The 24,480-nt window shown below is 55.9% G+C and carries 22 protein-coding genes and 1 pseudogene; 19 read left to right on the top strand and 4 right to left on the bottom strand.

Annotated elements, in window-relative coordinates; translation table 11 throughout:
• From rpoE to acpS, 11 genes are all read left to right on the top strand, one after another.
• A complete protein-coding gene (gene rpoE / locus P6287_RS14605; protein WP_007886161.1) occupies positions 1-579 on the top strand; it encodes an RNA polymerase sigma factor RpoE in 579 nt (192 codons plus the stop codon).
• Positions 580-606: 27 nt separating this feature from the next.
• Positions 607-1,263 (top strand): anti-sigma-E factor RseA, encoded by a 657-nt coding sequence (gene rseA / locus P6287_RS14600; RefSeq protein WP_277973972.1) that lies wholly within the window; start codon positions 607-609, stop codon positions 1,261-1,263.
• Positions 1,263-2,219 (top strand): sigma-E factor regulatory protein RseB, encoded by a 957-nt coding sequence (gene rseB / locus P6287_RS14595; RefSeq protein WP_110868278.1) that lies wholly within the window; start codon positions 1,263-1,265, stop codon positions 2,217-2,219. The genes rseA and rseB overlap by 1 nt, the downstream gene beginning before the upstream one ends.
• A complete protein-coding gene (gene rseC, locus P6287_RS14590; protein ID WP_217548987.1) occupies positions 2,216-2,680 on the top strand; it encodes a SoxR-reducing system protein RseC in 465 nt (154 codons plus the stop codon). The genes rseB and rseC overlap by 4 nt, the downstream gene beginning before the upstream one ends.
• Positions 2,681-2,898: 218 nt before the next feature.
• Positions 2,899-4,698 (top strand): translation elongation factor 4, encoded by a 1,800-nt coding sequence (lepA, locus tag P6287_RS14585; RefSeq protein WP_101763458.1) that lies wholly within the window; start codon positions 2,899-2,901, stop codon positions 4,696-4,698.
• 9 nt (positions 4,699-4,707) lie between these two features.
• Positions 4,708-5,679, top strand: a complete 972-nt coding sequence (gene lepB, locus P6287_RS14580) for a signal peptidase I (protein ID WP_101763459.1) — start codon at positions 4,708-4,710, stop codon at positions 5,677-5,679.
• Between the two features lie 118 nt (positions 5,680-5,797).
• Positions 5,798-6,478, top strand: a complete 681-nt coding sequence (rnc, locus tag P6287_RS14575; RefSeq protein ID WP_036620136.1) for a ribonuclease III — start codon at positions 5,798-5,800, stop codon at positions 6,476-6,478.
• A 49-nt stretch (positions 6,479-6,527) separates the two neighbouring features.
• The gene (era, locus tag P6287_RS14570) at positions 6,528-7,433 is read left to right on the top strand and encodes a GTPase Era (protein ID WP_008101512.1); all 906 of its coding nucleotides are present in this window, start codon (positions 6,528-6,530) and stop codon (positions 7,431-7,433) included.
• 3 nt (positions 7,434-7,436) lie between these two features.
• Positions 7,437-8,165 carry a DNA repair protein RecO gene (recO, locus tag P6287_RS14565; protein WP_008101510.1) on the top strand — a complete coding sequence of 243 codons (729 nt, stop codon included), beginning with the start codon at positions 7,437-7,439 and terminating at the stop codon, positions 8,163-8,165.
• A gap of 70 nt (positions 8,166-8,235) precedes the next feature.
• The gene (gene pdxJ, locus P6287_RS14560; protein WP_007886179.1) at positions 8,236-8,967 is read left to right on the top strand and encodes a pyridoxine 5'-phosphate synthase; all 732 of its coding nucleotides are present in this window, start codon (positions 8,236-8,238) and stop codon (positions 8,965-8,967) included.
• Entirely contained in the window at positions 8,967-9,347 is a 381-nt protein-coding gene (acpS, locus tag P6287_RS14555; protein WP_101763460.1) for a holo-ACP synthase, read from the top strand. Before pdxJ ends, acpS begins: the two co-directional genes overlap by 1 nt.
• On the opposite strand, the gene P6287_RS14550 is transcribed toward acpS, so the two are convergent.
• Together P6287_RS14550 and P6287_RS14545 are read right to left on the bottom strand one after the other, a co-directional pair.
• Complete coding sequence (locus P6287_RS14550) at positions 9,344-9,592, bottom strand: YfhL family 4Fe-4S dicluster ferredoxin (protein WP_101763461.1); 249 nt, start codon at positions 9,590-9,592, stop codon at positions 9,344-9,346. The genes acpS and P6287_RS14550 overlap by 4 nt on opposite strands.
• A gap of 55 nt (positions 9,593-9,647) precedes the next feature.
• Positions 9,648-10,487 (bottom strand): MurR/RpiR family transcriptional regulator, encoded by an 840-nt coding sequence (locus P6287_RS14545; RefSeq protein ID WP_101763462.1) that lies wholly within the window; start codon positions 10,485-10,487, stop codon positions 9,648-9,650.
• A gap of 167 nt (positions 10,488-10,654) precedes the next feature.
• Here P6287_RS14545 and yfhb point away from each other — a divergent pair, with 167 nt between their 5' ends.
• Together yfhb and tadA are read left to right on the top strand one after the other, a co-directional pair.
• Entirely contained in the window at positions 10,655-11,293 is a 639-nt protein-coding gene (gene yfhb, locus P6287_RS14540; RefSeq protein ID WP_277973971.1) for a phosphatidylglycerophosphatase C, read from the top strand.
• 64 nt (positions 11,294-11,357) lie between these two features.
• Positions 11,358-11,852, top strand: coding sequence for a tRNA adenosine(34) deaminase TadA (gene tadA, locus P6287_RS14535; RefSeq protein ID WP_192411380.1), 495 nt, complete (start codon positions 11,358-11,360; stop codon positions 11,850-11,852).
• Here the strand turns inward: tadA and mltF are convergent.
• Positions 11,849-13,306, bottom strand: a complete 1,458-nt coding sequence (gene mltF / locus P6287_RS14530; RefSeq protein ID WP_222233815.1) for a membrane-bound lytic murein transglycosylase MltF — start codon at positions 13,304-13,306, stop codon at positions 11,849-11,851. The genes tadA and mltF overlap by 4 nt on opposite strands.
• 270 nt (positions 13,307-13,576) lie before the next feature.
• Here mltF and purL point away from each other — a divergent pair.
• From purL to glnB, 5 genes and pseudogenes are all read left to right on the top strand, one after another.
• A pseudogene (gene purL / locus P6287_RS14525) lies at positions 13,577-17,469 on the top strand (phosphoribosylformylglycinamidine synthase).
• A 319-nt stretch (positions 17,470-17,788) separates the two neighbouring features.
• Positions 17,789-19,216: a HAMP domain-containing sensor histidine kinase gene (locus P6287_RS14520; protein ID WP_101763467.1), complete on the top strand. Its 1,428-nt coding sequence runs from the start codon at positions 17,789-17,791 to the stop codon at positions 19,214-19,216.
• A gap of 3 nt (positions 19,217-19,219) precedes the next feature.
• Positions 19,220-19,891, top strand: a complete 672-nt coding sequence (gene qseG, locus P6287_RS14515) for a two-component system QseEF-associated lipoprotein QseG (protein WP_277973970.1) — start codon at positions 19,220-19,222, stop codon at positions 19,889-19,891.
• A 2-nt stretch (positions 19,892-19,893) separates the two neighbouring features.
• Positions 19,894-21,225, top strand: a complete 1,332-nt coding sequence (glrR, locus tag P6287_RS14510; protein ID WP_101763469.1) for a two-component system response regulator GlrR — start codon at positions 19,894-19,896, stop codon at positions 21,223-21,225.
• 75 nt (positions 21,226-21,300) lie between these two features.
• Entirely contained in the window at positions 21,301-21,639 is a 339-nt protein-coding gene (glnB, locus tag P6287_RS14505; protein ID WP_007886217.1) for a nitrogen regulatory protein P-II, read from the top strand.
• 51 nt (positions 21,640-21,690) lie between these two features.
• Here glnB and hmpA read toward each other — a convergent pair whose 3' ends face one another.
• Entirely contained in the window at positions 21,691-22,875 is a 1,185-nt protein-coding gene (gene hmpA, locus P6287_RS14500) for an NO-inducible flavohemoprotein (protein WP_277973969.1), read from the bottom strand.
• 339 nt (positions 22,876-23,214) lie between these two features.
• Between hmpA and glyA the strand changes: the two genes are divergently transcribed.
• Entirely contained in the window at positions 23,215-24,468 is a 1,254-nt protein-coding gene (glyA, locus tag P6287_RS14495; protein ID WP_101763471.1) for a serine hydroxymethyltransferase, read from the top strand.
• Positions 24,469-24,480 lie beyond the last annotated feature (12 nt).

Raw genomic sequence — 24,480 nt, 5'->3', positions numbered from 1 at the left:
ATGAGCGAGCAGTTAACGGATCAGGTTCTCGTTGAGCGGGTTCAGAAGGGAGATCAAAAGTCCTTTAATTTACTGGTGATTCGATACCAGCATAAAGTGGCGAGCCTGGTTTCACGCTATGTTCCGTCAGGCGATGTGCCTGATGTGGTTCAGGAATCTTTTATTAAAGCGTATCGCGCACTGGAATCGTTCCGTGGCGACAGCGCCTTTTATACATGGCTGTACCGCATCGCGGTAAACACAGCGAAAAATTATCTGGTTGCTCAGGGGCGACGTCCGCCATCCAGTGATGTGGATGCTATCGATGCGGAAAATTTCGAAAGTGCGGGTGCACTGAAAGAAATTTCGAACCCTGAGAACTTAATGTTGTCTGAAGAACTGAAACAAATCGTCTTTCGTACCATTGAGGCGCTTCCCGAAGATCTTCGTATGGCCATCACCCTCAGGGAATTGGATGGTCTGAGTTACGAAGAGATTGCCGTCATCATGGATTGTCCGGTCGGTACCGTACGTTCGCGTATCTTCCGTGCTCGAGAGGCTATTGATAATAAAGTTCAACCGCTTATCCAACGTCAGTGATAACGGCTACTGGAAGGGTACCAAGGCATGCAGAAAGAAAAACTTTCCGCTTTAATGGATGGTGAAACTTTAGATAACGAGCTGTTGGCATCGTTGTCGAAGGATGCGGATCTTCAGCACAGCTGGGAAGGCTACCATCTCATTCGCGACACCTTACGCGGTGATATCGGAGAAGTGCTGCATTTTGATATCTCCGCACGTGTGGCGGCGGCCATCGAAAACGAGCCGGCACGCAAAGTCACTCCGCTGATCCCTGAAGCGCAGCCTGAACCGTCACGCTACGAGAAGATGCCGTTCTGGCGTCGTGGTGGCAGTTGGGCGGCACAGCTGACGCAAGTTGGTGTTGCTGCGTGCGTCTCACTGGCGGTGATTGTCGGTGTTCAGCACTACAACAGCTCTCCAACTGGCAGCGCGACTGAAGCGTCCGATTCACCGGCATTCAATACCTTGCCGATGATGGGTAAAGCGTCTCCGGTCAGCTTAGGTGTGCCTTCTGAAGCCTTCGACACCAACAGCTCTAATCAGCAGGTGCAGGAACAGCGTCGCCGCGTGAATGCCATGCTGCAGGATTATGAACTGCAACGTCGTCTGCATGCCGATCAGGTTCAGTTTGAGAAAAACGATCCGCAACAGGCTCAGGCTAATGTTCCCGGAAATCAGTCGTTAGGAACTCAGCAGCAGTAATGAAGCAGCTTTGGTGTGCCGTTAGCCTGCTGGCAGGCAGCCTGTTTTGCTCATCTATCGCCTCGGCGCAGACCTCTGCGTCCGGGGCGTTGTTGCAACAGATGGAGCAGGCAAGCCAGAACCTCAACTACGAATTTGCCTACATCAATGTCTCGCGTCTTGGCATTGAATCTCTGCGTTATCGCCACGCGGTTATCGACAATCGTATCTTCGCCCAACTGTTGCAGATGGACGGGCCGCGCCGTGAAGTGATTCAGCGCGGAAACGACATCAGCTATTTCGAGCCGGGATTAGATCCCTTCTCGCTGCCGGGCAATCACATCATCGATGCGTTACCTGGTTTGATGTTTGCCGACTTCTCCCGTTTGGGTGAGGCCTACGATTTCATTCCGGTGGGCCGTTCGCGCATGGCCGATCAGATGTGCGAAGTGGTGCGCATCGTGTCACGTGATGGCACGCGTTACAGCTATGTCGTGTGGCTGGATGTGGACACTAAATTGCCGCTGCGCATCGATCTGCTCGATCGGGACGGTGAAACGCTGGAACAGTTCCGCGTCATCAGCTTTGCCGTCGATGAAGGCGTACGCAATCTGATGCAAGGGCTGGAAAAGGCTAACTTGCCGCCATCGCTGTCGTTACCTGCTGGTGACAAAGTGGAACTCAGCTGGCAGCCAAACTGGCTTCCGGCGGGCATGAAACTGATCTCACAAAGTCGCCGCGATATTCCGTCGATGAACAAAACTGTCGAATCGCGCCTGTACAGCGATGGCCTGTTTAGCTTTGCCATTAATGTTACGCCAGCAGATAAAAGCAGCAGCGTGCAGGCATTGCGCACTGGACGTCGCACGGTGCAGACAGAAGTGCGCAATAATAACGAAATCACGGTGGTGGGCGAGTTACCGCCAGCCACTGCCAAACGTATTGCGGACAGCATAGATTCGGGTTCACCAAAATGATGAAAGAATGGGCCACCGTGGTGGCGTGGAAAGAAGGCATTGCCACTCTGCACACGGAAGCGAAAACGTCTTGTAACAGCTGCTCGGCGCGTAAAGGCTGCGGCAGCCATGCGCTTAATCAGCTGGGGCCGAAAAATGCCCACGTGATGACTATCGCCAGTGCGGAGCCGTTACAACCCGGCCAGCGCATTGAGTTAGGCATTCGCGAAAGCAGCCTGCTGGGTTCTGCCTTGCTGGTTTACATGACGCCGCTGTTTGGCCTGTTTTTAGTGGCTGGCATCTTCCAGATGCTGTTCGCCAGCGATCTGGCAGCGGCCTGTGGCGCGCTGTTGGGCGGCATTGGCGGCTTTATCGTGGCGAAAGGGGTATCCAAACTCTTCGGCGATCGCCAGGCTTTCCAGCCGGTGATTCTCAGCGTTGCGTTACCGCCTGATGCGTTGCGCGTGGAAAGCGAAGCTTGATCCCCGTCCAGGCCGCGTTTGATGCGGCCTTTCCCAATCAGCTTAACCGCTGAAATCTGTTGCGATTCCCCACAGTTCCATTCTTTAACGCGCGGCGTTAACAGTGTAATATGCGTCGTCATTAATGAGGCCGACAGGGTTCCGGGTTAAGCTCACTTTCCTGAATGTGTTCGTGCTCAAGTTTCCCACTGATTTTCTACGTGAAGATATTCATATAAATGAAGCACATACGAAATTTCTCCATCATCGCTCACATTGACCACGGCAAATCAACGCTCTCTGACCGTTTGATTCAAATTTGTGGTGGCCTGAGCGATCGTGAGATGGCGGCGCAGGTTCTGGATTCCATGGATCTGGAACGCGAGCGCGGCATTACCATTAAAGCGCAGAGCGTGACGCTCGATTACAAAGCGCAGGACGGTGAAACTTACCAGCTCAATTTTATCGATACTCCTGGTCACGTTGACTTCTCCTATGAAGTTTCCCGCTCGCTGGCGGCGTGTGAAGGAGCATTGCTGGTGGTCGATGCAGGGCAGGGCGTTGAAGCTCAGACGCTGGCAAACTGCTACACCGCAATGGAAATGGATCTGGAAGTGGTACCGGTACTGAACAAAATCGACCTGCCTGCCGCCGATCCAGAACGCGTAGCGGAAGAGATTGAAGATATCGTCGGCATTGACGCCACCGATGCGGTGCGTTGCTCGGCGAAAACCGGCGTCGGCGTGCCCGACGTGCTGGAACGTCTGGTGCGTGACATCCCGCCGCCAGAAGGCGATCCGGAAGGCCCGCTGCAGGCGCTGATCATCGATTCCTGGTTCGATAACTACCTTGGCGTAGTATCGCTGATTCGTATTAAGAACGGCACGCTGCGTAAAGGCGACAAAGTTAAAGTCATGAGCTCCGGTCAAAGCTACAACGCTGACCGTCTCGGCATCTTCACGCCGAAGCGTGTTGATCGCAACGAGCTGAACTGCGGTGAAGTAGGCTGGCTGGTGTGTGCGATTAAAGACATCCTCGGCGCACCGGTGGGCGATACGCTAACCTTGCAGCGCAATCCGGCGGAGAAAGTGTTACCTGGCTTCAAGAAAGTGAAGCCACAGGTTTACGCCGGTCTGTTCCCAATCAGTTCTGACGACTATGAAGCGTTCCGTGATGCGCTGGGCAAATTGAGCCTGAACGATGCGTCACTGTTCTACGAGCCAGAGAGCTCAACGGCGCTGGGCTTCGGTTTCCGCATCGGCTTCCTTGGTCTGCTGCACATGGAGATCATTCAGGAACGTCTGGAGCGTGAATACGATCTGGATCTGATCACCACTGCACCAACCGTAGTGTATGAAGTGGAAACCACCGACGGTGAAACTATCTATGTTGATAGCCCGTCGAAGCTGCCACCGCTGAATAATATTGCCGAGCTGCGTGAGCCGATTGCTGAGTGTCACATGCTTCTGCCGCAGGAGTTCCTCGGCAACGTCATTACGCTGTGTATTGAAAAACGTGGCGTGCAAACCAACATGGTTTACCACGGCAAGCAGGTTGCGCTGACGTATGAGATTCCGATGGCGGAAGTGGTTCTTGACTTCTTCGACCGTCTGAAATCAACCTCGCGCGGTTATGCTTCGCTGGATTACAACTTCAAACGTTTCCAGACCTCTGACATGGTGCGTGTCGACGTGATGATTAACTCAGAACGTGTTGATGCGCTGGCGCTGATTACTCACCGTGATAACTCACAATATCGTGGCCGCGACCTGGTGGAGAAGATGAAAGATCTGATCCCACGTCAGCAGTTCGATATTGCGATTCAGGCGGCAATCGGCAACCACATTATCGCTCGCTCAACGGTAAAACAGCTGCGTAAAAACGTCCTGGCGAAATGCTATGGCGGTGACGTGAGCCGTAAGAAGAAACTGTTGCAGAAGCAGAAAGACGGTAAGAAGCGAATGAAGCAGGTCGGCAACGTTGAGCTGCCGCAGGAAGCATTCCTTGCCATTCTGCATGTCGGTAAAGACAGCAAATAAGGATTTTTAATGGCTAACATGTTCGCCCTGGTTTTAGTGATCGCAACGCTGATCACTGGCGTTATCTGGTGTATCGATCGCTTTAAATGGGCACCGGCGCGTCGTGCGAAGCAGGCTGCCGCGCAAGCGCAGGCCGGCAACGCACTCGACAGTAAAACGCTGGCGAAAGTAGCCGCGCAGCCGGGTTGGGTTGAAACCACCGCATCGGTGTTCCCGGTGCTGGCGGTGGTGTTGATCGTGCGTTCGTTTATTTTTGAGCCGTTCCAGATTCCATCGGGCTCAATGATGCCAACGCTGCTGATTGGCGACTTCATCCTCGTGGAGAAGTTTGCTTACGGTATTAAAGATCCGATTACCCAAACCACGCTGATTCCAACTGGCCATCCGCAGCGCGGTGATGTCGCGGTATTCAAATACCCGAAAGATCCCAGCGTGGACTACATCAAGCGCGTGATTGGCTTGCCGGGTGATAAAGTGGTGTTTGATCCTTACAGCAAAACCCTGACCATCAATCCGGGTTGCAGCAGCGGCAGTTGCGACACGGCGCTGCCAGTGACTTACACTAACGTTGAGCCAAGCAACTTCATTCAAACCTTCAGCGGCTTTGATGGCAATGAAACCGGCAACGGCTTCTTCCAGGCGCCACAGGGCGAAACCATGAAGGGCGGCCTGCGTCTCGGCACCCGCAAAGAGACATTGGGCAACGTAACGCACGATATCTTGCTGGTAAACGAAGCGCAAAGTCAGGCAAGCATGTATTATCAGCAGCCGGGCCAGCCGCAATCGACCTGGATTGTGCCGCAAGGGCAATATTTCATGATGGGTGATAACCGCGATAACAGCGCCGACAGCCGCTACTGGGGCTTTGTGCCCGAGAAGAATCTGGTCGGCAAAGCGGTGGCCATCTGGATGAGCTTCGAGAAACAAGAAGGACAGTGGCCGACCGGCGTGCGCTTTAGCCGCATTGGTGGGATTCACTAATTAGTTTCAAAAAAGGTTGGCCTCTCTTTCGGGAGGCCAGTGCACACGAAACAGACCAGGTTGGAACCTCAGCCCTGTTTCGTATGCAGTGATAGGCGCACAGAACAACTGGAATAGCATGAACCCCATCGTCATTAACAAGCTGCAGCGCAAACTGGGCTACACTTTTACTCATCCGGATTTATTGCAACAGGCACTGACGCATCGTAGCGCCAGTAGCAAACACAATGAACGTCTTGAATTTCTTGGCGATTCTATTCTCAGCTACGTGATTGCCAATGCGCTCTATCACCGCTTCCCGCGTGTGGATGAAGGCGACATGAGCCGTATGCGTGCCACGCTGGTGCGCGGCAATACGCTGGCAGAGATGGCGCGAGAGTTCGACCTTGGCGAATGTTTACGCCTCGGTCCGGGCGAGCTGAAAAGCGGCGGTTTCCGTCGTGAATCGATCCTCGCGGATACCGTTGAAGCCTTAATTGGCGGCATCTTCCTCGATAGCAGCATTCAAACCGTCGAAAAGTTAATTCTCGACTGGTATCACTCACGACTGGAACAGATCAGTCCGGGCGATAAACAAAAAGATCCGAAAACGCGCCTGCAGGAGTATTTGCAGGGACGTCATCTGCCGCTGCCGTCGTATTTGGTGGTACAGGTGCGTGGCGAAGCCCACGATCAGGAATTCACCATTCACTGTCAGGTGAGTGGCATGGCAGAACCGGTGGTGGGCATTGGCTCCAGCCGCCGTAAAGCCGAGCAAGCAGCCGCCGAACAGGCGTTAATTAAGCTTGGCCTCGAATAAATAGTCACATTGCAGCGTCGAAAGCGGCGCTGCCCAAGTCAGGACTCGAATGAGCGAACTCGAAACATATAGCGGCTTTGTCGCGATTGTAGGCCGACCAAACGTCGGTAAATCCACTTTGCTGAACCAGTTGCTGGGGCAGAAAGTGTCGATCACGTCACGCAAGCCGCAAACCACGCGTCACCGTATTATGGGCATCCACACCGAAGGCGCTTATCAGGCGATCTACGTGGATACGCCAGGGCTGCACATGGAAGAGAAACGGGCGATCAACCGCCTGATGAACCGTGCCGCCAGCAGCTCCATTGGTGACGTTGAGCTGGTGATCTTTGTGGTTGAAGGCACGCGCTGGACACCAGACGACGAGATGGTGCTCAACAAGCTGCGTGATAACAAAGTTCCGGTGGTATTGGCGATCAATAAAGTCGACAACATCCAGGACAAGAGCATTCTGTTACCGCATCTGCAGTTCCTTAGCCAGCAGATGAACTTCCTTGAAATCGTCCCTATCTCAGCGGAAAGCGGCAAAAATGTCGACGCGATTGCGGCGATTGCGCGCAAATGCCTGCCAAAATCTGAGCATCATTTCCCGGAAGATTATGTCACCGACCGCTCGCAGCGCTTTATGGCGTCTGAGATCATCCGTGAAAAGTTAATGCGCTTCCTGGGTGCAGAACTGCCTTACTCCGTTACCGTAGAAATTGAGCAGTTTGTTTCGAACGATCGCGGCGGCTACGACATCAATGGCCTGATCCTTGTTGAGCGCGAAGGCCAGAAGAAAATGGTCATCGGTAATAAAGGCGCCAAGATCAAAACCATCGGCATTGAATCGCGTAAAGACATGGAAGAGATGTTTGAAGCGAAAGTGCATCTCGAACTGTGGGTTAAAGTGAAATCGGGCTGGGCGGACGATGAACGTGCGCTGCGCAGCTTAGGTTACTCTGACGAAGGTTAAGTAATGGAAGGCTGGCAACGCGCCTTTGTGCTGCATAGTCGCCCTTACAGCGAAACCAGCCTACTCCTCGATCTGTTCAGCGAAAGCGAAGGGCGCGTCCGCGTCCTTGCCAAAGGCGCCCGCTCGCGCCGCTCCCAACTAAAAGGTGCACTGCAACCCTTTACGCCACTGCTGGTGCGCTGGGGTGGACGCGGTGATGTCAAAACGCTGCGCAATGCCGAAGCCGTTTCGCTGGCATTGCCGCTCAGCGGCATTACGCTCTATTGTGGGCTCTACGTCAACGAGCTGCTGTCGCGCGTGCTGGAGCAGCAAATTCCCTTCTCTGATATGTTCTTTGATTACCTGAATTGCATCCAAACGCTGGCGGCAGGCAACGGCTCGCCTGAACCGGCGCTGCGCCGCTTTGAGCTGGCGCTGCTCGGGCATCTCGGTTACGGCGTGGATTTTCTGCACTGTGCCGGCAGCGGCGAAGAGGTGGCCGATGGCATGACCTACAGCTACCGCGAAGAGAAGGGTTTTATTGCCAGTTTGGTGGTCAATCAACGCAGCTTTACCGGCCGCCAGCTGCGTGCGTTGTGGGAGCGCGAATTTCCCGATGCTGATACCCTGCGCGCCGCTAAACGCTTTACGCGCATGGCGCTGAAGCCCTATCTTGGCGGCAAACCGCTGAAGAGTCAGGAACTATTTCGCCAGTTTGTGCCAAAAAAGAAACCCGATGTGGCAAACGACTAGCGCTGGTCGTACCGCCTGATATATTCAGCGCGGTACACTGCAAACACACTGAACACATTTAAGGATTGTCATGGCTGAGTTGCTGTTAGGCGTCAACATTGACCACATTGCCACCGTACGTAACGCACGTGGTACAAACTATCCCGATCCGGTGCAGGCCGCGTTTGTTGCTGAGCAGGCCGGCGCTGACGGCATTACCGTGCATCTGCGTGAGGATCGCCGTCACATCACCGATCGCGATGTACGCATTTTGCGTGACACCATCCAGACGCGCATGAATCTGGAGATGGCGGTAACGGACGAGATGATCGACATTGCCTGTGAAATCAAGCCGCACTTCGTTTGTCTGGTGCCGGAAAAGCGTCAGGAAGTGACCACCGAAGGCGGGCTGGATGTGGCGGGTCAGCAGGATAAAATCAATGCTGCGGTGCGCCTGTTAAGCGACGCCGGCATTCTGGTGTCACTGTTTATCGATGCCGATCACCGCCAGATTGAAGCGGCGGTTGCCAGCGGCGCGCCTTATATCGAAATTCACACCGGTGCCTATGCCGAAGCGCCCGAAGGTCTCGCGCGCCAGGCTGAGCTGTCGCGCATCCGCAAAGCCGCGACTTTCGCCGCCAGCCTGGGCCTGAAAGTCAATGCCGGCCACGGTTTGACTTACCACAATGTGCAGCCGATTGCTGAATTGCCGGAAATGCACGAGCTGAATATTGGCCATGCGATTATTGGTCGCGCGCTGTTCAGCGGTTTGGCCGATGCGGTCAGCGAAATGAAGCAGCTGATGCGGGAAGCGCGTCGCTAATGGCGATTCTCGGGCTCGGCAGCGATATCGTAGAGATCGAGCGCATTGCTGGCGTCATTGAGCGCTCCGGCGACCGTCTGGCGCGTCGCGTATTAAGCGAAGCCGAGTGGCAGCAATATCAGGCGCACCAGCAACCGGTGCGCTTTCTGGCTAAGCGTTTTGCGGTGAAAGAGGCGGCAGCGAAAGCGTTTGGCACCGGCATTCGCGGTGGCCTGGCCTTCAATCAGTTCGAAGTGTATAACGATGCGCTGGGCAAACCGGGATTACGTTTCTTTGAGCAGGCCAGGGTGATTGCCAGCCAGCTCGGCGTGAAGCATGTGCATGTGACGTTAGCGGATGAACGCCATTACGCCTGCGCAACGGTGATTATCGAGAACTAAGGGTGCAACACCACGAACTTCTCCCACAGCGCCTCGCGGCTTTCCGGGTGCTGTGGATCGGTAATGATGGTGTTATCAATCGGACAGACGCTTTGGCAGGTCGGCACATCATAATGGCCCACGCACTCGGTGCAGCGGTCGACATCAATTTCATAGATCGCGTCACCTAAGCTGATTGCCTGGTTTGGGCATTCAGGTTCGCACATATCGCAATTGATGCATTTGGTGGTGATGAGCAAGGCCATAGCAGAAGTCCAATAACAGCAGAAAAGGCGCGGGTATTATACGCGCCTGATCTCATCAGACCAGCTTTTTCACCAACGCTTCGCTGTGGCGAATGTGGCTGGAGGCGCGTTCAGGATCGTTTTGTACCAGCGCCATAAACAGCAGATCGGTCAACGCCAGCTGCGCGCTGGTCGACGAGATCGCCGCACTGCGCGTGCTCTGCTCTTCCGCCACGGTGTAGAGGCAAACCGTGGCGCACTGCTGCAGAGCATTCGGCGTAAAGCCGGTAAAGGCCAGCACATCGGCACCGACCTGCGCCGCTTCCTGCGCCGCCAGATTGATTTCGCGACGTTCGCCAGTATAGGAAATCGCCAGCAGCACATCGCCCGGCGCCATCGCTTGCACGCTGGCGAGCAAAGCGTGCATATCCTGCTCCGCCACCGCATTGATGCCGATCTTCATCAGCTTCCACGAAAAATCTTTCGCCACTAAACCGGACGCGCCGATGCCAACCAGCAAAATACGATTGGCATTTTTCAGCAGCTGCAAGGTTTGCAGCAGCTTCTCTTCGCTATTGATGTCCAGCGTGGCGCGGATCGCCGAGATCTTTTCGGTCAGCAGCTTTTCGCCGACCACTTTCAGCGGATCGTCGCTGAGAATATGGTTATGCACGGTAATCGCATCGCGATCGGCCATCGATTCGCTCAGCGCCAGCTTCAGCGCTGGAAACCCTTTGTAGCCCAGCTTCTGGGCAAACTTCACCACGCTGGACTGGCTAACGCCCGATTCCTCAGCGAGTTTTTGTGAACTGAGATGCCGTGCACGATCCGGCTGCGACAGCAAAAAATCCGCCAGCCGACGCTCATTTAGCGCCAGTCGAGGGTAGAGCTGACGAATGCGCAGCAATGAACTCATGGTTCGATCCTTAATTCCTTTATCCGCAAACAGCGCGTAAACGCGAAGAATAAACTATTCAAATGGCATTGTAGTCACTGGAATTAAAAATAGCAGCTTTCGCCCTGAACGCCGAAGCTGGCTACACTGTAGTGCAGAAACCACGAAGGATAGAGAAGGAGTGCTGTTTGACAAAGGGTACACAACGACGCGTGGTGTTTTTCGATCTCGATGGCACGCTGCATCAGCAAGACATGTTTGGCACCTTTATGCGCTATCTGCTGCGACGTCAGCCGATCAATCTGCTGCTGGTGGTGCCGCTGTTACCGGTGATTGGTCTTGGCATGCTGATCAAAGGGCGCGCCGCACGCTGGCCAATGAGCTTATTGCTGTGGGCGATTACCTTTGGCCACAGCGAAACACGACTGCGCCAGCGTGAGGCGGAATTCGCTGAGTGGTTCCGCCAGCGTGTTACTGCGTTTCCGGTGGTGCAGCAGCGACTCACCGACTATCTCAGCAGCAGCGATGCCGATGTCTGGCTGATTACCGGTTCGCCGCAGTCGCTGGTGGAGCAAGTCTATTTCGACTCGGCCTTCCTACCGCGCGTACAGCTGATTGCCAGCCAGATGAAACCGGGCCGCGGCGGGCGTTTGCTGTCGATGCGCTGCCTCGGCCATGAAAAGGTGGCACAGCTGGAGGAGAAAATCGGCACGCCGCTGCAACTGTATAGCGGCTACAGCGACAGCAAACAGGACAACCCGCTGCTGTTCTTCTGTCAGCACCGCTGGCGCGTCACGCCGCGCGGTGAGCTGCAACAGCTGGAATAACGCTTCGATTCCAGCCGCAGCATCGCTATAATGCGCCGCCTTTATTGCCCGCAGGAGTTGCCCGGTGAACCCACAAACTGATGAATATTGGATGCGTTATGCGCTGGAACTGGCGAAGCGCGCGTGGGAGCAGGGCGAAGTGCCGGTTGGTGCGGTGCTGGTGCAGGGCGACAAGGTGATTGGCGAGGGCTGGAACCGGCCGATTGGCCAGCACGATCCTACCGCACATGCCGAGATCATGGCGCTGCGTCAGGGAGGCAAAGTACTGGAAAACTATCGTCTGCTGGATACCACGCTGTATGTCACGCTGGAACCCTGCGTGATGTGCGCCGGTGCGATGGTGCACGGCCGCATCACGCGGCTGGTGTACGGCGCTAAAGATGAGAAAACCGGCGCGGCCGGTTCACTGCTGGATGTGATTGGTCATCCCGGCATGAATCATCAAATTCAGATTGATTGCGGTGTGCTGGCGGAAGAGTGTGCCGGGATGCTGAGTGACTTTTTCCGCATGCGTCGCGAGCAGAAGAAGGCGCTGCGTCAGGCGCAGCGCACCGGTTAATTCATCGCAATTTTCGGTTCGACCGCCGGATAACCGGCGCCTAACTCCGCTTCCAGTGCCGACTGCTGCGCTAAACGCTTCTCCTGTTCCTGCAAATATCCCACCAAACTGATCTGATATTTACGGATATTCTCCACGTAGTTATAAGCTTCGTGGCCGCGCGCGTAGCCGTAGGTGGTTTGCATGTAATAGCGCTTCTGGCTCAACATCGGCAAACGCAGCTTCACGTCGGCCCAGCTGTCGGGATTGCCGCCCTGTTTCGCCGTCAGCTTGCGTACGTCCAGCATGTGCGCGTAGCCCATGTTATATGCCGCCAGCGCGAACCAGATACGTTCATCTTCAGGAATCGTTTCCGGGACTTTCTCCATCATGCGCTTGAGATATTCGCTGCCGCCGCGAATGCTCTGTTCGGGATCGAGGCGATCGTTAACGTCAAGGCTGTCGGCGGTATTACGCGTCAACATCATCATGCCGCGCACGCCGGTTGGCGATGTGGCCTGCGGATTCCAGTGCGACTCCTGATAAGAGATTGCCGCCAGTAAACGCCAATCCATGCTGGCGGAATATTTCTCAAACAGCGGTTTGATATCCGGCAGCGTGTTATCAATGGCGCGCAGGAAGGTGCGGGTATCAACGTAATCAAAGGTGCCAACGTGGCCGAGATACTTCTCTTCCAGCCGCGCCATCGTGCCTTCCTCGCCCATCTGGCTGTAGAAGTCGAGCATCGCCGCACTCAAGCTGTCGTCTTCGTTACGTGGTAAATACCAGGTGACCGGCTCTTCGTCGGTCACATCAAACGCCACCGCCAGCTGCGGATGAATGCGCTGCAGCAGGCCGATGGTGACCGAATCGCCCACCGTGTAATCGAGTTTTCCGTCAGCAACCGCTTCAAGCAGCGCTTTCTGGCCCTGATCGGTGGAGATCGCCCAGTCGAGATCGGGATAGCTGTCAGCTTTGGCGGAACGTAAAGTTGACAGATATGCCGAACCGGACTGCACAATCAGGCGGCCTTTGAGATCGCCGAGATTCTTCGGGCGAGGCTTATCAATGCGGTACACCAGCTGCTGCGACACCGAATAGTAGCTCGGGCCACTTTGGTAGTGCGCGAGGCGCTCGCTGTTGTAGATCAAGCCGGCCGCCAGCAAATCCGCTTTACCGTCATCGAGGTCGTCAAACAGATCGCCGAGATTAGGACGCACCTCAACTTCCAGTTTCACGCCAAGGTAATCGGCGAAGCGCTTCGCCAGCTCGTAATCCATACCGGCTGGTGCATTGTTAATGGTGTAGTAAGTCAGCGGAGAGTTAACGGTACTGATGCGCAGCACTCCGCGTGATTTGATCTGTGATAGCGCGTCTGTTCCGCCCCCGTACCACGGGATTGAAGGCCACAATGCTAGCGCAAGTAGCACGGTGATCAGACCGATAAACAGATAGTTTATTTTTAGGCGTTTCAAATAGTTGTCTCGTAATGGCTCACAGGCCTCTGTCTTTTAAAGGCAGTATTTATGTTGTTTTAACTCCCAGAGCGAGGGGCATTTTGCGCAACAAAAAGGGGCAGGGCAACTTTTATAGCAAGAATTGTGCAAAATTCAGCCAAACGCCAGGCGCCAGAATTTATGCGCAAACGGTTTCGTAACCCGAGCTGTTTCTCTATAATACCGCCCGTTTTCCCCTGTTGCGCCCAATGAAGCGTCGCCCGGCACTTCAAAGACGAGAGATCTTTAATGATGGAAATTCTGCGTGGTTCGCCCGCTCTGTCGGCATTTCGTGTAAACAAACTGCTGACCCGCTTTCAGGACGCTCACCTTCCGGTGAGTGATATTTACGCCGAGTACGTCCATTTTGCCGATGTTAGTGCACCGCTCAGCGCGGATGAGCAAGCCCGCCTGCAACGCCTGCTGAAATACGGTCCTTCTCTCGCCGAACACGCGCCACAAGGGCGTCTGTTGCTGGTAACGCCGCGTCCCGGTACCATTTCACCGTGGTCATCGAAAGCCACCGACATCGCCCATAACTGCGATCTGCCACAGGTCTTGCGTCTTGAGCGCGGTATGGCCTTCTATGTGCAGGCACCTGAGCTGACGGAAGCACAGTGGCAGCAGCTGGCGAGCCTGTTGCATGACCGCATGATTGAAACGGTGTTCGCTGATCTCAACGATGCGCAGCAGCTGTTTGCTCACCATCAGCCGCAGCCGCTGAAAAGCGTTGACGTGCTGGGCGCTGGCCGCAGCGCGCTGGAGCAGGCCAACACCACGCTGGGCCTGGCGCTGGCTGATGATGAGATCGATTACCTGCTTGATGCCTTTACTAAGCTGGGCCGCAATCCAAACGACATCGAGCTCTACATGTTTGCGCAGGCAAACTCCGAGCACTGTCGTCACAAGATCTTCAATGCCGACTGGATTATCGACGGCGAAAAGCAGCCGAAGTCGCTGTTTAAAATGATCAAGAACACCTTTGAACACAATCCTGAGCACGTGCTGTCTGCCTATAAAGACAACGCTGCGGTAATGGAAGGTTCTGAGGTTGGCCGCTTCTACGCCGATGCGCAGAAGGGCGAATATGAATTCCATCAGGAAGCCGCACATATCCTGATGAAAGTCGAAACCCATAACCACCCAACCGCCATTTCACCATGGCCGGGTGCCGCGACCGGTTCCGGTGGCGAAATTCGTGACGAAGGCGCAACCGGACGTGGCGCGAAGCCCAAAGCCGGTCTGGTCGGTTTCTCGGTATCGAACCTGCGTATTCCGGGCTTTGAACAGCCGTGGGAAGAGGATTTCGGTAAGCCGGATCGCATCGTCACCGCGTTGGATATCATGACCGAAGGTCCATTGGGCGGCGCGGCGTTCAACAACGAATTTGGTCGTCCAGCCCTCAACGGCTACTTCCGTACCTACGAAGAGCGCGTCAACAGCCACAATGGCGTGGAGCTGCGCGGCTATCACAAGCCCATCATGCTGGCGGGCGGCATCGGTAATATCCGTGCCGATCACGTGCAGAAAGGCGAGATCGTGGTCGGCGCCAGGCTGATCGTGCTGGGTGGCCCGGCTATGAACATCGGTCTGGGCGGCGGCGCGGCATCGTCAATGGCATCAGGCCAATCGGATGCCGATCTCGACTTTGCGTCAGTACAGCGCGACAACCCAGAGATGGAACGTCGTTGCCAGGAAGTGATCGACCGCTGCTGGCAGCTGGGCGAAGCCAACCCGATTCTGTTCATCCACGACGTCGGCGCGGGCGGTCTTTCGAACGCCATGCCAGAACTGGTGAGCGACGGTAATCGTGGCGGTAACTTCAACCTGCGCGACATCCTCAGCGATGAGCCAGGCATGAGCCCGCTGGAAGTATGGTGTAACGAGTCGCAGGAACGTTATGTGCTGGCGGTCGCGCCGGAGAAACTGGCGCTGTTTGACGAGCTGTGTCAGCGTGAACGCGCGCCTTATGCGGTCATCGGTGAAGCCACCGAAGAGCTGCATCTGAACCTCGCCGACAGCCATTTCGACAACAAGCCAATCGACATGCCTCTCGACGTACTGCTGGGCAAAACACCGAAGATGACGCGTGATGTTGCCAGCCAGCAAAGCGAACGGCGAAAGCCTCGACCTGCAAGGTGTGACGGCGTTGCGAGGCGGTAAATCGCGTTCTGCATCTGCCGGCTGTGGCAGAAAAAACCTTCCTCGTTACTATCGGTGACCGCAGCGTAACCGGCATGGTGGCTCGCGACCAGATGGTTGGCCCGTGGCAGGTTCCGGTCGCGAACTGCGCGTGACCACCGCCAGTCTCGACAGTTACTATGGTGAAGCGATGGCGCTTGGCGAACGCTCCCCCGGTTGCCCTGCTGGACTTCGCGGCCTCTGCCCGTCTGGCCGTAGGTGAAGCGCTGACCAACATCGCCGCTACCCCATTGGCGACATCAAACGCATCAAGCTCTCTGCCAACTGGATGGCCGCAGCGGGTCACCCGGGCGAAGACGCGGGGCTGTACGAAGCGGTTAAAGCGGTAGGTGAAGAGTTGTGTCCGGCGCTGGGCCTGACCATTCCGGTGGGTAAAGACTCCATGTCGATGAAAACCCGCTGGCAGGAAAGGCAGCGAGCAGCGCGAGATGACGTCGCCGCTGTCGCTGGTGATCACCGCCTTCGCCCGCGTGGAAGATGTTCGTCATACCATTACCCCGCAACTCTCTACCGAAGACAACGCATTGCTGCTGATGGATCTCGGTAAAGGCCACAACGCACTGGGCGCCACCGCGCTGGCGCAGGTTTATCGCCAGCTGGGGACAAGGCTGCCGACGTGCGCGACGTGGCGCAGCTGAAGGGCTTCTACGACGCCATTCAGGCGCTGGTTGCCCAACGCAAAACTGCTGGCTTACCACGACCGTTCTGATGGTGGTCTGCTGGTGACGCTGGCGGAGATGGCCTTTACCGGCCACTGTGGCGTAGAAGCCAACATTGCCAGCCTGGGCGACGATCGTCTGGCGGCGCTGTTTAACGAAGAGCTGGGTGCCGTGATTCAGGTGCCTGCAGCCGAACGCGAGCCGTGGAAGCGCTGCTGGCGCAGCACGGTCTGGGCGACTGCGTACATTATCTGGGTAAAGCGGTGACCGGAGATCGCTTTGTCATCGAAGCCAACGGTCAGGCCGTCTTTGCCGAAAGCCGCTCCACGCTGCGCATGTGGTGGGCAGAGACCACCTGGCAGATGCAGCGTCTGCGTGACAACCCGGCATGCGCCGATCAGGAGCACGAGGCGAAAGCCAACGACGAATGATCCGGGCCTGAACGTGAAGCTCTCGTTCGACATCAACGAAGACATCGCTGCGCCGTATATTGCCAGGGGGGCGCGTCCGAAAGTCGCCGTTCTGCGCGAGCAGGGCGTTAACTCCCACGTTGAGATGGCGGCTGCCTTCCACCGTGCGGGCTTTGATGCCATCGACGTACACATGAGTGACCTGCTGGCTGGGCGTACGGGTCTGGCCGATTTCCAGGCGCTGGTGGCGTGCGCGCGGCTTCTCATACGGTGACGTCCTGGGCGCGGGCGAAGGCTGGGCGAAATCCATTCTCTTCAACGACCGCGTTCGCGACGAGTTCGAAAACCTTCTTCCACCGTCCGCAGACCCTGGCGCTGGGCGTCTGTAACGGCTGCCAGATGATGTCGAACCTGCGTGAGCTGATCCCGGGTAGTGAAGCCTGGCCGCGCTTTGTGCGTAACCAGTCCGACCGCGTTTCGAAGCGCGTTTCAGCCTTGTGAAAGTGACCCAAAGCCCGTCTCTGCTGCTGCAGGGGATGGTGGGATCCAGATGCCAATCGCGGTATCTCACGGTGAAGGACAGGTTGAAGTGCGTAACGCCGCGCATCTGGCGGAGCTGGAGAGCAAAGGTTTGGTGGCGCTGCGCTTCGTCGATAACTTCGGCAAAGTGACAGAAAGCTATCCGGCTAACCCGAACGGATCGCCTAACGGCATCACTGCGGTAACCAACGAGAGCGGACGCGTCACCATTATGATGCCGCACCCAGAGCGTGTGTTCCGTACCGTGAGCAACTCCTGGCATCCGGCAGAGTGGGGCGAAGACAGCCCGTGGATGCGTATCTTCCGCAACGCGCGTAAGCAGTTGGGATAAGTTTATTGGCACGATACTTGCTATAATCCCTACGTGGCTCATTCACCTGTTTATGATTGCCCCGCTTCAGCGGCTGAGCTCATAAAAACCGAATGACGCACCAAACGGAGCCTGTCGTCCACCTCACCGATAATCGTTTGCTTTGCAACGTTATCAAACATCGGGCGCAACGTTGAGTTAGGCTCCACCTATTTTGCAAGCGATGCTGCGGCGTCGCTCTCACGGCAGGCCAAAAGGCCTGCCGTTTTCATATCTGGCCTTTCTTCCGTTTTGATACTTCGCTAGCATGCCTGCAGCTCACATTTAAGGAAGCGCGGTTGTGATGAAATGGCGTCTGTTTCCCCGATCCCTGCGGCAGCTAGTGTTAATGGCTTTCCTGCTGGTACTGCTGCCGTTACTGGTGCTGGCATGGCAAGCGTGGGAAAGTCTTTCGGCGTTAAGCAACCAGGCGGCGGATACCAACCGCAATACCTTTACCGATGTGCGTCGCAGCGAAGCGATGGCGCGTACCGCGCTGGAGCTGGAGCGCAGCTACCGCCAATATTGCGTGCTCGGCGATGCGTCGCTGGCGAAGCTGTATCAAACGCAGTGGACGCGCTACGGCCAAATGCTCAGCAGTCACGCTGCCAGTTTGCCCGATCTGCCTTCCTTCAAAGTGCTGCAAACCACCTTGCCTTCGCTGCAGCAACTGCAGTGCGATAACGGCAATCCTGAGGCGCAAGCCGCCAGCGCGCTGGAGCGTTTTTCCGATACCAACACGCAAATGGTGCAGGCAACGCGTGAAGTGGTATTTTCGCGCGGCTTACAGCTGCAGCGTGAAATCGCCGATCGCGGTCAGTTTTTTGGCTGGCAGGCGCTGATTCTGTTCCTGATTAGCCTGGTGCTGGTTTTGCTGTTCACGGGGATGATCATCGGTCCGGTGAAGCGGGTTGAACGCATGATTAATCGATTGGGCGAAGGTAAGGCGCTGGGCGATAGCGGCAGTTTCCGTGGTCCGCGTGAGATCCGTTCGCTGGGGCAGCGCATCGTCTGGCTGAGTGAGCGGTTAAGCTGGCTGGAAGAGCAGCGCCACGAATTTTTGCGCCACCTGTCGCATGAGCTGAAAACGCCGCTTGCCAGTCTGCGTGAAGGCACAGAACTGCTGGCCGATCAGGTCGCTGGACCACTGAATGCCGAGCAGCAGGAAGTGGTGGCGATTCTCGATACCAGCAGCCGTCATTTACAGCGGCTAATTGAGCAGTTGCTCGATTACAACCGCAAGCTGGCCGATGGACCGATGGCGCTGAAGCCCGTGGCGCTAAATGAGATCATTGATTCGGTGGTAAAAGTGCACTCGTTGCCAGCCAATGCGCGTGAGATGACCACCCACGTTGATCTGCAAGTGCATCATTGTCTGGCGGAAGCGACGCTGCTGCAGCGGGTGATCGATAACCTCTATTCGAACGCCGTGAACTACGGCAGTGAATCCGGTAACATCTGGCTGCAGAGCCAGCAGAAGGGCAACCAGGTGTGGATTGAGGTGGCAAACACCGGCACACCGATTCCGGCTGAAGAGCAGGCGATGATTTTTGAGCCCTTTTATCAGGGCAGCCAACAGCGCAAAGGGCCGGTCAAAGGCAGCGGGCTGGGCTTAAGCATCGCCAAAGATTGTCTGCGCAGGATGCACGGCGATCTGCAGTTAGTAACGCGCAAGGATGCGGATGTCTGTTTTCGTATCATTCTGACGACCAGCGCCGGGAATGCCTGATTAATGAAACTAACCCTATTCAAACTTGTGGCCAGTGCAGTGCTGGTTTTCGGCGTCAGCGCCTGCCAGGCACCGTCACAAGATCGTACGCAGCATAATGGCGTTAGCGTGCCTGAACCGGAGGTACGCCTGCCGGATTATCTGGCGACCGATTGCCAAAACGTGTGGCAAATCGAAACGCCAGCCGCCGCAGGCAATCCGCTCTATTGGCAGCGCGCCATGGATTGCGCCGAGCGCTTATCGCCGGCCGAAGCGCGTGCAGAAGCGCGTCGTTGGCCGGTGCAAGGCTGGGCGCGCGCCTTCAAGCAGGGCATTTTGCTCGTGAACGGTAACGTCACGCCAGTTGAGCGGCGTGATTTCGTCACCACTTTAGACGGTTACAGCGCGGCTTATCCGGCGTCGGTGCGTCCGCTGCTCCAGCTGTGGCGCAGCAATCAGGCGGCCCAACTCGAGCTGAGCGAAGCGCGTGGACGCTACGCCGCTTTGCAGCAGAGTAATGACGCGGAGATGGATAACCTGCGCCAGCAGCAAACCAAAATGCGTCAGTCGCTGGCCGATACCCAACGCAAGTTAGAGCGTTTAACCGACATTGAACGCAAGCTGTCGTCGCGTAAAGCGCCTGATAGCAGCGACACATCGCACGGCGGCAGCGATGTGCAAAGTGAGGATCAGTAACCATGAAACAAGCCGCGCGTTTATTGCTGGTGGATGATGATCCGGGCTTATTGAAACTGCTCGGCATGCGTCTGAGCAGCGAAGGCTATCAGGTGGCGACGGCCGCCAGCGGGCCGGAAGCCCTGCGCCATCTGCAGAAAGAGAAGGTCGACTTGGTGATCAGCGACCTGCGCATGGACGAAATGGATGGTCTGGCGCTGTTCGGCGAAGTGCAGAAACGTCATGCGGGCTTGCCGGTGATCATTCTCACCGCGCACGGTTCGATCCCGGAAGCGGTATCCGCCACGCAACAAGGCGTCTTCAGCTTTCTGACCAAACCGGTCGATCGTGACGCTTTGTATAAAGCAATAGATGAAGCGCTGGCCCAGCGCGCACCGATCAGCGATGACGGCTGGCGCGAAGCGATTGTGACACGCAATCCGCAGATGCTGCGGTTGCTGGAGCAGTCGCACATGGTGGCGCAATCTGACGTCAGCGTATTAATCAATGGTCAAAGCGGCACCGGTAAAGAGGTGCTGGCGCAGGCGATTCACGCCGCCAGCCCGCGCGCCACCAAGCCGTTCATCGCCATCAACTGTGGTGCGCTGCCGGAACAACTTTTAGAGTCCGAACTATTTGGCCACGCTAAAGGCGCCTTTACCGGCGCGGTCAGCGCACGTGAAGGTCTGTTCCAGGCGGCGGAAGGCGGCACGCTGTTTCTTGATGAGATTGGCGACATGCCACAGGCGCTGCAGGTGAAACTGCTGCGTGTGCTGCAGGAGCGCAAAGTGCGGCCGTTAGGCAGCAACCGCGATCTGGATATCAACGTGCGGATTATTTCCGCGACGCATCGCGATTTGCCCAAAGCGATGGAGAAGAAGAGTTTCCGCGAAGATCTTTACTATCGTCTTAACGTGGTGAATCTGAAAATTCCCGCGCTGCACGAGCGCGCTGAAGATATCCCGCTGCTGGCGAATCATCTGCTGCGCCAATCCGCCGATCGCCATAAACCTTTCGTGCGTAGCTTTTCGGTTGATGCGATGAAGCGGCTGGTCAGCGCCGCCTGGCCGGGCAATGTACGTCAGCTGGTCAACGTGATTGAACAGTGCGTCGCCTTGAGTACCGCGCCGGTCATCGGTGATGCCCTGGTTGAACAGGCGTTGGCGGGGGAAAATACCGCGCTGCCCACTTTCGTCGAAGCGCGTAATCAGTTTGAGCTGAACTATCTGCGTAAATTGCTGCAGATGACCAAAGGAAATGTCACCAACGCTGCGCGTCTGGCTGGACGTAACCGCACTGAATTCTATAAGCTGCTGTCGCGGCATGAATTGGACGCCAGCGAATTTAAAGAGTAGCTTGCTGCGGCAGCGTCAGGAACATTTATACTAACGGTATCCGTCCATCATGGAAGGAGTAAAAAAGGATCTGTCATGAAAAAGATCGATGCAATTATCAAACCATTCAAACTCGATGATGTACGTGAAGCCTTAGCTGAAGTAGGCATCACCGGGATGACCGTCAGTGAAGTGAAAGGCTTTGGTCGTCAGAAAGGTCACACTGAGCTGTATCGCGGCGCTGAATACATGGTCGATTTTCTGCCAAAAGTGAAAATCGAAATGGTGGTAGGTGACGATATCGTCGATACCTGCGTAGAAACCATTATGAAAACCGCGCAGACCGGCAAAATCGGCGACGGCAAAATCTTTGTCTTTGACGTGGCGCGCGTAGTGCGTATCCGTACCGGTGAAGAGGACGAAGAGGCGATTTAAGCCCCTTCGCGCATTGCCTGTAAAAGCCTGCCTTGCGCAGGCTTTTTTGTTTTACAGCACCTTGTGCGGGCCAAATACTTCGTAGTGGATGCGAGCGGCATTGATGCCGGCATCGACCAGTTGACGTGCGACAAACTGCATAAACGGCAGCGGACCACAGATCCAGAACTGGCGATCGGACTGGTTCAGCGCGGAGGACACGCTCGCCAGATCCATCAAGCCTTGCGCATCATAACGCCCTGCATCTGCACTTTCTGGTTGCCGATACCAAACGTGGCTGGTGAAGTTTGGCAGGCGCGCGCCGAGGGATTTTACCTCTTCAGCAAACGCATGCTGCGAACCGGCTTCCGCAGCGTGTAGCCAGTTAACCGCCTCCGGATGTTGCTGCTGCGCCAGAGTAGCCAGCATCGCCAGCATGGGAGTTTGGCCGACGCCAGCAGAGATCAGCGTAATCGGCGTAGCGGCTTCAGCCTGCAGGAAGAAATCACCGGCTGGTGCCGCGCATTGCACGATATCGCCCACCTGCGCGCGGTCATGTAGCCAGCCCGACACGCTGCCCAGCGCTTCGCGTTTAACCGCGATGCGATAAAATTGCCCATTTGGCTGGTGCGTCAGCGAATACTGGCGATGCTGAATATTTTCACAGCCTGCCGGTTGTAAGCTGATGGCCAGATACTGCCCTGGCAGAAAGGTTGCCACCGGCTTACCGTCGTTTGGCACCAGTTCAAAACTCTTGATCACCGAACTCTCCTGATTGATAGCGCGAATACGAAAATCACGCGCACCGCGCCAGCCGCCGGTTTTCTCTTCGGAGGCCGAATAGATGGCATCTTCACGCTGGATAAACACATCAGCCAGCACGCCGTACGCTTTGCCCCATGCGGTCAGCACTTCTTCACCCGGATGCAGTAGCTCATCAATTGTCGCCAGCAGATTTTCACCCACAATCGCATACTGCTCGGGCTGAATGTTCAGGCTGGCATGCTTCTGCGCGATTTTCTCCACCGCCGGCAACAGCACGGCCAAATTTTCCAGGTTGCTGCCGTAAGCCACAATGGCGTTGAACAACGCTTCCCGCTGATTGCCGCTGCGCTGATTGTTCATGTTGAACACGTTTTTCAGTTCAGGATGTTGCGTCAGTAAACGTTGGTAGAAATGGCCGGTCAGCTGCGGTCCAACCTGGGCAATGGCGGGCAAGGTCGATTTGATGGTAGCGATGGTTTGCGCGTCGAGCATGGTGAAATCCTCAGAGTGAATTTAAACATGTATTTTAAATGCATCTTATGAGTAATCGAAGCGCCTGTAAATCCCTTGTTGTGATTAAGGATTAAGCAAGAAAGGTGCGGGCTGGCGCGCAAAGCTGAAATTCTTTCGCCATGAAAGTGAGCAAATTTCGTGATTTTCTGGCTTGCAAAAAAGCGTAAAAAACCCGTTCCAGCGCCATGCCAATCGTTTGCGCAAAAAGAGGGGATTGACGCTACCGTCACCTGTCAAAACCGTTTACACTGTTCGCCTTCGCCCCCTAGCCGGGGCCTAAACTGCCGTTAAAAAGTTAGCTGAGTCAGGAGAGTCCGGATGTTAAAGCGTGATATGAACATTGCCGATTATGATGCCGCGTTGTGGCAGGCTATGGAGCAAGAGAAAGTGCGTCAGGAAGAGCACATTGAACTGATTGCTTCTGAAAACTACACCAGCCCACGCGTAATGCAGGCCCAAGGTTCACAGCTCACCAACAAATATGCCGAAGGCTATCCGGGCAAACGCTATTACGGCGGATGTGAATACGTCGATATCGTTGAGCAACTGGCGATCGATCGCGCTAAAGAGCTGTTCGGCGCAGATTTCGCTAACGTACAGCCGCACTCCGGTTCTCAGGCCAACTTCGCGGTTTACACCGCGCTGCTGCAGCCAGGCGACACCATTCTGGGTATGAACCTGGCGCACGGTGGTCACCTGACGCACGGTTCCCCGGTAAACCTGTCGGGTAAGCTGTACAACGTTATCCCTTACGGCATCGATGAAACCGGCAAAATCAACTACGAAGAGCTGGCTGAGCTGGCACAAACCCACAAGCCAAAAATGATCGTCGGCGGCTTCTCTGCTTACTCTGGCGTGTGCGACTGGGCCAAAATGCGTGAAATCGCAGACAGCGTTGGCGCCTACCTGTTCGTCGATATGGCACACGTTGCGGGCCTGATCGCCGCAGACGTCTATCCGAACCCAGTTCCTCATGCCCACATCGTGACTTCAACCACCCATAAAACCCTGGCGGGTCCGCGCGGCGGCCTGATCCTGGCGAAAAACGGTGACGAAGAGCTGTATAAAAAACTGAACTCCGCGGTGTTCCCGGGTGGTCAGGGCGGTCCTCTGATGCACGTGATCGCCGGTAAAGCGGTGGCGTTCAAAGAAGCGATGGAGCCAGAGTTCAAGACTTATCAGCAGCAGGTGGCTAAGAACGCGAAAGCGATGGTGGAAGTTCTGCTGGAGCGCGGTTACAACATCGTTTCCGGTGGTACACACAACCACTTGTTCCTGATCGATCTGGTCAGCAAAAACCTGACCGGTAAAGAAGCCGATGCCGCTCTGGGCCGCGCCAACATTACCGTGAACAAAAACAGCGTACCTAACGATCCGAAGAGCCCGTTCGTGACCTCTGGCGTGCGTATCGGTACCCCAGCGGTGACGCGTCGTGGCTTCAAAGAAGCTGACGTTCGCGAGCTGGCTGGCTGGATCGCTGACGTGCTGGACAACATCAACGACGAAGCGACCATCGAACGTACCAAACAGAAAGTGCTGGAAATCTGCAGCCGTCTGCCGGTGTACGCGTAAGCTTTACGCTTC

This window comes from Pantoea sp. X85 (genome assembly GCF_029623675.1).
Lineage (GTDB): Bacteria > Pseudomonadota > Gammaproteobacteria > Enterobacterales > Enterobacteriaceae > Pantoea > Pantoea leporis.
This window is presented reverse-complemented; position numbering and strand designations above follow the sequence as displayed.

What these genes read in the sequence shown, in the direction of transcription:
- P6287_RS14550 (WP_101763461.1), bottom strand. Translation starts at nt 9,592, where the DNA reads ATGGCCTTGCTCATCACCACCAAATGCATCAATTGCGATATGTGCGAA.
- glrR (WP_101763469.1), top strand. Translation starts at nt 19,894, where the DNA reads ATGAAACAAGCCGCGCGTTTATTGCTGGTGGATGATGATCCGGGCTTA.
- rpoE (WP_007886161.1), top strand. Translation starts at nt 1, where the DNA reads ATGAGCGAGCAGTTAACGGATCAGGTTCTCGTTGAGCGGGTTCAGAAG.
- era (WP_008101512.1), top strand. Translation starts at nt 6,528, where the DNA reads ATGAGCGAACTCGAAACATATAGCGGCTTTGTCGCGATTGTAGGCCGA.
- P6287_RS14545 (WP_101763462.1), bottom strand. Translation starts at nt 10,487, where the DNA reads ATGAGTTCATTGCTGCGCATTCGTCAGCTCTACCCTCGACTGGCGCTA.
- recO (WP_008101510.1), top strand. Translation starts at nt 7,437, where the DNA reads ATGGAAGGCTGGCAACGCGCCTTTGTGCTGCATAGTCGCCCTTACAGC.
- acpS (WP_101763460.1), top strand. Translation starts at nt 8,967, where the DNA reads ATGGCGATTCTCGGGCTCGGCAGCGATATCGTAGAGATCGAGCGCATT.
- rseB (WP_110868278.1), top strand. Translation starts at nt 1,263, where the DNA reads ATGAAGCAGCTTTGGTGTGCCGTTAGCCTGCTGGCAGGCAGCCTGTTT.
- pdxJ (WP_007886179.1), top strand. Translation starts at nt 8,236, where the DNA reads ATGGCTGAGTTGCTGTTAGGCGTCAACATTGACCACATTGCCACCGTA.
- glnB (WP_007886217.1), top strand. Translation starts at nt 21,301, where the DNA reads ATGAAAAAGATCGATGCAATTATCAAACCATTCAAACTCGATGATGTA.
- lepA (WP_101763458.1), top strand. Translation starts at nt 2,899, where the DNA reads ATGAAGCACATACGAAATTTCTCCATCATCGCTCACATTGACCACGGC.
- glyA (WP_101763471.1), top strand. Translation starts at nt 23,215, where the DNA reads ATGTTAAAGCGTGATATGAACATTGCCGATTATGATGCCGCGTTGTGG.
- rseC (WP_217548987.1), top strand. Translation starts at nt 2,216, where the DNA reads ATGATGAAAGAATGGGCCACCGTGGTGGCGTGGAAAGAAGGCATTGCC.
- lepB (WP_101763459.1), top strand. Translation starts at nt 4,708, where the DNA reads ATGGCTAACATGTTCGCCCTGGTTTTAGTGATCGCAACGCTGATCACT.
- hmpA (WP_277973969.1), bottom strand. Translation starts at nt 22,875, where the DNA reads ATGCTCGACGCGCAAACCATCGCTACCATCAAATCGACCTTGCCCGCC.
- rseA (WP_277973972.1), top strand. Translation starts at nt 607, where the DNA reads ATGCAGAAAGAAAAACTTTCCGCTTTAATGGATGGTGAAACTTTAGAT.
- rnc (WP_036620136.1), top strand. Translation starts at nt 5,798, where the DNA reads ATGAACCCCATCGTCATTAACAAGCTGCAGCGCAAACTGGGCTACACT.
- qseG (WP_277973970.1), top strand. Translation starts at nt 19,220, where the DNA reads ATGAAACTAACCCTATTCAAACTTGTGGCCAGTGCAGTGCTGGTTTTC.